The 6,391-nt window shown below is 58.5% G+C and carries 7 protein-coding genes; 5 read left to right on the forward strand and 2 right to left on the reverse strand.

Translation table 11 applies throughout. The features are described from left to right. Positions 1 to 337 precede the first annotated feature (337 nt). A complete protein-coding gene (locus HIJ39_RS20860) occupies positions 338 to 1,723 on the forward strand; it encodes an ATP-binding cassette domain-containing protein (RefSeq protein ID WP_169102969.1) in 1,386 nt (461 codons plus the stop codon). Here HIJ39_RS20860 and HIJ39_RS20865 read toward each other — a convergent pair. Then, the gene (locus tag HIJ39_RS20865) at positions 1,718 to 2,551 is read right to left on the reverse strand and encodes an alpha/beta fold hydrolase (protein ID WP_169102970.1); all 834 of its coding nucleotides are present in this window, start codon (positions 2,549 to 2,551) and stop codon (positions 1,718 to 1,720) included. The two genes, HIJ39_RS20860 and HIJ39_RS20865, sit on opposite strands and share 6 nt — an antisense overlap. An 84-nt stretch (positions 2,552 to 2,635) precedes the next feature. Here HIJ39_RS20865 and HIJ39_RS20870 point away from each other — a divergent pair, with 84 nt between their 5' ends. Beyond that, entirely contained in the window at positions 2,636 to 3,337 is a 702-nt protein-coding gene (locus HIJ39_RS20870; RefSeq protein ID WP_169102971.1) for a 2-phosphosulfolactate phosphatase, read from the forward strand. Here HIJ39_RS20870 and HIJ39_RS20875 read toward each other — a convergent pair. Further along, a complete protein-coding gene (locus HIJ39_RS20875; RefSeq protein WP_169102972.1) occupies positions 3,284 to 4,192 on the reverse strand; it encodes a magnesium transporter CorA family protein in 909 nt (302 codons plus the stop codon). The genes HIJ39_RS20870 and HIJ39_RS20875 overlap by 54 nt on opposite strands. Before the next feature lie 125 nt (positions 4,193 to 4,317). Here HIJ39_RS20875 and HIJ39_RS20880 point away from each other — a divergent pair, with 125 nt between their 5' ends. From HIJ39_RS20880 to HIJ39_RS20890, 3 genes are all read left to right on the forward strand, one after another. Next, the gene (locus tag HIJ39_RS20880) at positions 4,318 to 5,082 is read left to right on the forward strand and encodes a GNAT family N-acetyltransferase (RefSeq protein ID WP_169102973.1); all 765 of its coding nucleotides are present in this window, start codon (positions 4,318 to 4,320) and stop codon (positions 5,080 to 5,082) included. A gap of 195 nt (positions 5,083 to 5,277) precedes the next feature. After that, positions 5,278 to 6,153 carry a cation diffusion facilitator family transporter gene (locus HIJ39_RS20885; RefSeq protein WP_169102974.1) on the forward strand — a complete coding sequence of 292 codons (876 nt, stop codon included), beginning with the start codon at positions 5,278 to 5,280 and terminating at the stop codon, positions 6,151 to 6,153. A 40-nt stretch (positions 6,154 to 6,193) separates the two neighbouring features. Beyond that, positions 6,194 to 6,355 (forward strand): metal-sensing transcriptional repressor, encoded by a 162-nt coding sequence (locus tag HIJ39_RS20890; RefSeq protein WP_169102975.1) that lies wholly within the window; start codon positions 6,194 to 6,196, stop codon positions 6,353 to 6,355. The last annotated feature ends 36 nt before the right edge of the window (positions 6,356 to 6,391 follow it).

Here is a 6,391-nt window from a genome sequence, read left to right on the forward strand (position 1 = left end):
ATGAACCAGGAAGGTGGCAACAAGATTGATTATTTGCTTAACGATGGTCAATCTTGGACAAGTCCATCAGAACGGTCTTGGCTGTACTCAAGGACATCGTCCAAGTCGGATGCAGCAAAGTCCCGAAGTCGAATGCGGGAGCCCTCAAGCGTGATCGGATGCTGAGATATTGGTTCCATGTTTTAAGCCTAGATCATGGGGAAATTTTTTTCTAGTCTGATATGATTGGAACAGTTAATGAAAGGAGGTCTGGCCCATGGTGAACTTTGCCCCTCATACCTAGATTCGGGGCATCCATTCTGTCTGGATCGCCCCACCACACAAGGGGTGATTTTTTGTGCCACTTAGGCTGTCTCACATTTCGTTTAGCTATCCCAACCACGAATCCCTGTTTCAAGACGTCAGCGCCCACGTCCAACCGGGTCATCGGGTCGCCCTGATCGGGCCCAATGGCGCGGGGAAGTCTACGTTGCTGAGGATCATCGCAGGACAGATTGCGCCCACAGAAGGCCAGATCACCAATACCCTGGCTCCCACGGGTTTCTATTTGGACCCCACGTTTCAAGCCGCCTCGTGGGGACAAAGCGCCTGGCGGGACCTATCATACCTGATGGTCCAAAAGCCCGCTCTGCTGGTGCTTGATGAGCCCACGCGCCATCTTGACGCACGCCACCGCATGATGTTGGCGGACTGGCTAGGGGGGCTGAAGGGCGCCGTCATTGTGGTCAGCCATGATCTCGCCTTTTTGGATCAGGTCGCCACCCATACATGGCATTTGGACAAAGGACACATTCAAATGGCCCCCCTTTCCCCCGGCGCATATCTTCATCAGCGCCAGGAGGACGAGGCCGCATATCGGCGCCGATATCAGGACCAGCAAGATACGCTCCGAAAGCTTGCGCAGGACATTCAGCACACCAAAGAGCAGGCGCGGCACACCGAACGGACGAGCCACGATTCCACCCAGCGCCGTTATGCCAAGAAGGTGGCGAAGAAGGCCAAGGCACGGGAAAAGCGCCTCGAACAGTGGCAATCCTCGGAGAATTTCCTGCAAGCGCCCCGGGACCCGCATCGTCTGCGCTTTCTGTGGGACCATGTGGAGCGTGCCGCGGGCACGCTCATTCGCCTAGAGGATGTGGAATTGGGATGGGATGAACCGCTTTTGAGTCATCTCTTCTTGGAGGTCATGCCGCAGGATCGTATCGCTGTTGTTGGCGACAATGGCTCCGGCAAGTCCTCGCTGTTTGATGTGATGCGCGGTGCCTTCAGAGGTTGGACCAAGGGTTATCTGCGGGTTCCCGACAGCCAAAAGGTGGGCTTTGTGCGGCAAGTCTTCGCCTGCGATCCTTCGGAGACGGTCTGGTCCTATTTCAGCCGACAATCGCGACTGTCCCAAGGCTACGGGCGAGCTTGGCTCCAGGCTTATGGTTTTTCTACCGATCAACTGACGAGCCACGCCGCGGACCTGAGCCATGGCGAGAAAGTCAAGCTGGAGGTCGCCGCGTTGTCCGCAGCCGGGGTTCCCCTGCTGATGCTAGACGAGCCCGAACACCACCTCGATTGGCCCAGTCTGGAAACTACTGCTCAAGGTCTCCAAGACTACCCTGGTGCGTTGCTGGTTATCTCACATCAAGCCGACTTCTTAAATCGGTTGGGGATGACCAAACGGTGGACAGTCTTTTCGGGTCGGGTTGCCGAGGACGCTTGGGGCCAAGGGTTATGAATCGACCGTGCGAAGAAATTGGGCAATATGGGCTAGCACGGTCTCTGGGCTGTCTAACAGCAGGTCATGCCCGCTATGGGCAATGATAGCTGATTGGGTATGGGGGTGGCGTGTGAGAAATTGGGTAACCGCGGCTTGGCGGGCGTAGCGTGCGTCGGGCGGTTCGCCGGCCACTAACAACAGGATGGGGCGGAGATCGAAGGGAAGCTCATCCACGTGATAGCTGCTTAACAGGGCGGAAACTTGGTTGGCGGTGTCAACCGTTACAATCGGGCGGATGATGCCATCCACTTCCGTCATCCCCGCTCTTAATGCGGTCTCGGTTATGTCGTCCCATTGTCTGGTCTCTGCCCGTTCGACCTTTAAGAAGGCCGACCATGAAGGGAATTGCCGGGACTGAAGGTAGCGCGCATTGGCTTCTTGAATGGCCTGGGCGTTGTACGAGGGGAACGGCTCGAGGTACCCCCCATCCAAGAGAATGTAGCCGTGGGTGCGGAGGTCCTCGCCTGCCGCCCCCAGGGCGGCATAGGCACCATAAGAATGGCCTCCCACGATGAAGTTGCGCCCGCCCGCAGCCTCGGCCCAGTCCAAGGCGTGTTTCCAGAGCCGCTGGACCGTATCCCAATCAAGCACCTCGCCAGGCGGCGTTTTGCCGTGGCCAGGCGGATCGAGGGCGAGAACATTGATACGGAGTGCCTCGGACTCACGAAATAGGCGCAGGAATTGCTCGGCGGTGCCGCCGAGCCCCGGCCACAAAAGCAACCATCGGTCACTCGTCGTTTGGGAGACAATGGCATGAACAGATTCAGGCAATGTGATGGAATGCACGACCGTCCTCCGGATTCCTAAGATAATGGTAGAATATCGAAAATGGTCGGCTAATCCAATTGCCAATAATGAGGAGCTGTCTTCATGGTTGACTTGGTGTGGGGAGAGGACGGCATTCAGAAGACATCCCAAGTGGATGTCGTTGTGGTCGTTGATGTCCTCTCCTTTAGCACTGCCGTTGTCGTGGCGGTGGGCCGGGGCACGACGGTTGTACCGAGCCGGGTGAGCCAGAATTCGCCTCCTCGCGGTGCACCCGGTTCGCTTTCTCCCCATGCGCTGCGTCATCTATCTCTACCCGACGAACTGGTGCTGTGGTCGGACAATGGGGCCGCGGTCGCCAAAGGGGCTGGGGCGCATGGTGGTATTGTGCTCGCCGGTGCGCTCATCAACGCCGCTGCTGTGGGCCAGGTGCTGCGGTCATGCGACCGCGCCACGCGCGTCGTTATGGCGGCGGCCGGAGAACGATGCTCGGATGGGAGCCTTCGCTATGCCTTGGAAGATTTGCTCGGCTGCGGCGCCATTTTAAGCCACCTCGATCGCGACCAAATGTTGCCGGCAGCCCGCTCAGCGCGGGATGCCTATGAATCTCTCGCGGGTCAGTTGGATCGATCGCTGGCCGAATCGGCGTCGGGCATCGAGCTTCGAGAACGCGGATTTTCCCAAGATGTTGCTATTGCGTCGGATATTGACGCCATTGGCATCGTACCGATGTTAAGAAATGGGGCCTTTCATCTACATCCAACCGCGGCGCTTAAAGATATACAACATGGTGCCGGCAAGCAATAACATCAACAGGAGGGTCATTTCCTGCCCGTAGGGGATGGCCAACTCCGGCATGCTCTTTAAGTTCATACCCAGAAAGCCGGTGATGAACGACAAGGGTAGAAAGATGGTGGAAAAGATCGTGAGGAACTTCATGATTTCGTTCATCCGCGTGGAACGCTGGTTAAGCTGCAGGTCCACGAGACCGGTGAGATTGTCGCGCAGACTGTCAATGTTGTCCATGACGTGGTAGAAGCCGTCGTACACATCGACAAAAATATTGGCATCGGGGGTGCCGTCGGCTGAGTCGCGAAAGTCGCGCCGGGAGAGCCGGGCCGCCATGCGCCGCATGTCCGCCAGGATTCCACGCATGTGATGAAGCTCCCGTCGCAGCCGAAATACCTCACGAGCTCGATCCTGACCATCTAAAATGGCTTCTTCTAATTCATCGAAGGCTTCCTCATATGCATCCATGCGTTCCAAGTAACTGTCCGCCAGCCGCTCCAACAAATCATAGAGAAGATAATGGGCGGATTCCAAGAGTTCTGGTTTTGTGGGCAATTCTTTGGCTAAGTCGGCAATGACTTGGATGGGCTGGTCATGCAGGGTGACCATGATTCCCGGCCCCAAGATGACGGAAAAAGGCAAGAGGTGGTCACCTTCCGGGGTAAAGACCGACAGTACCAGCAGGTCATCGGCGTAGGTCAGCTGGGCACGGTCGGGATGCGGGTCAACCTCACGAGCCGCGGTGGACGGCCAATGAAGCAGAGCTAACGTCTTCTCGAGGTCTTGAAAGGCTTGGTCCACCCACGCTTTTTCGGTTTTGCTGGGTTCTCGCAATGCGGTTTGCCGAACGACATTACCCTCTTTAATAAACATCGATAACCCCCGTAGTATTGGTCTCTATATACCATCATGGAGGACCGAGCGCAACCACGCGATGCTGACAGAGCAGAGACGGTGGGGGTATTCTTGAGGTATCCAAATTCGTTGGGGAGGGGCACATGCGGGACGACCGGGAACTTTGGGATATCATCGAGGCGCACGATCCGGAGATTTGGCCGGGATCGACGCCATGGCGCGATGTCTGGGGGAGTTTTGGGACCACGCCGGACGCCAATGGACTCGGGTGCTCGGTGGAGCGTACGCGAGTCCCCGAGGAGGCGGTCGAGGAATTTTGGGAAGCCGTCGAGCGGCGTTATCGCTCGACCTGGCCACGGTTTCGCATTGGCCCGCGTGACACGACCGGACTTTCGGACTTTCTCGCGCGTCGAGGCTATCTCCTCGAGTCGGTAGAGGAAATGCTGGTGCTGGAGGCTGACCAGTGGCACCGCGTGCCCGATGTCGACACCCAGGGGGTCCGCCGGGTGACCAGTATGGGGGAGCTTCGGGAAGTAATTCGCCTCGATCATCAAGTTTTCGGCGATCCCCTTTTGGACGAGGCGGGGCTCGCCCGGGAACTGGCCCGTCTGGGCGTCCATCGGCAGCTTTTCTATATTCCCGGAGAGAATGGTACCGCGCGGGCAGCGGGCGGATGGACACGGTTTCCTGGTTGGGTCTTATTCTGGGGCGGTGAGACACACCCCGACTGGCGCCACCAAGGCCTCTATCGGCAAATTTTACGGGCACGGGTCGAGGCGCTTGAACCCGAATCCCCTATGTTCATTGGCGTCTTGGCTAACGTGGACACCTCAGCCCCGATTTTGCGGCGGTTGGGATTTCGTTCAATTGGCCGATCGGAGCTTTGGCGTCCACCGACCGGAAGGTGAGTGGCCGGGCGGGAAAGCCTCGGTGAAGTGCGGCACATGGGACCGATACCACCCCGACTCCTCCTTGTTGTATCTGGAACCCGACAACTTTATAACGGAGGGGTTGCATTTGAGTTTCGCTTCCCATAGTATCCCCCAGGGGGGGATGTAGCAGCGATATTAAGTCTCCCACGCTAGACGGAGGAGGTCGTTGCCATGGCCGCGCATCAATACCACGGCCACGGGGTCCCGGGAGGGTTTGGCTATGCCGTTGCCGTGACCATGGCTCTCATTATCGCCAAGGTAGTGGGTGCCTGGTGGGGCCATAGCCTCGCCTTGGGTGCCGACGCCGCGCATTCTCTGGGCGATGTCGGGGCCCTGGGATTCGCCTGGTACGCCGATCGCCAACGGCACCGCCCGCCCACCGCTTATTTCACGTTTGGCTGGGGACGTCTGGAAGTCCTCGCCGGTCTGGCCAATGCGCTCTCGTTGTGGGTTTTGGCGGGAGCGTTGGGATGGGATGCGTTGCAACATTGGCAGCAGCCCCAGGCGAACGCCGGAATCATGGCCGCGGCAGCGGGGGTGTCGCTGGTCGCGAATGGTGCCTTGGTGTGGGTATTTCGCGATCCACACGATTTCAATCGTCGAAGCACACTCTGGCATTTGGCGACCGACAGCGCAGGGTCCTTCGGAGTCTTACTGGCCGCGGCGGTGTTGTGGTGGACCGGCTGGACCCCGATTAATGCCGCGGTGACGATCCTGATTGCCGTCCTGATGATTTGGGGCGGCTGGGGGGTCGTACGGGACACGGTGCGGGTGCTGCTCGAAGCCGCGCCCGCCTCGATCCCACTCGCAGAGATCGCCGATCAGATGGCCGCCGTTCCTGGCGTGGATCAGATCCACGACTTACATGTGTGGACTGTCAGCAGCGAGGCGCCGGCATTGGCCTGCCATGTTACGTTGACCTACTCCGCCCCGTCACCGCAAGCGGTGCTCTGTGATTTGCACGAGGTCCTCGTGCCGTACGGGATTACGCATTCCACCATCCAAGTTGAAACCGAAGCCGAAGCCCACCCCGAGCCGCCGTGGTAACAGGGCGGGACAATCAATCGGCTCACGAAAGAGGGAAACGATGGCACGCGCACACAACCGTCAACCGATGGTCAATCGTATGGCGCGGATTGAGGGGCATGTCCGCGCGGTCCGGGCGATGCTGGTCAGCGATCGGGACTGCCCGGAGGTGTTGATTCAACTGAGGGTTTTTCATAACTGGACAAATCACGGCTGTGGATAAGTGCTCCCCCTTGATGATGCCCTTTCCAACGTTCTG

This window comes from Sulfobacillus harzensis (genome assembly GCF_012933365.1).
Lineage (GTDB): Bacteria > Bacillota > Sulfobacillia > Sulfobacillales > Sulfobacillaceae > Sulfobacillus_B > Sulfobacillus_B harzensis.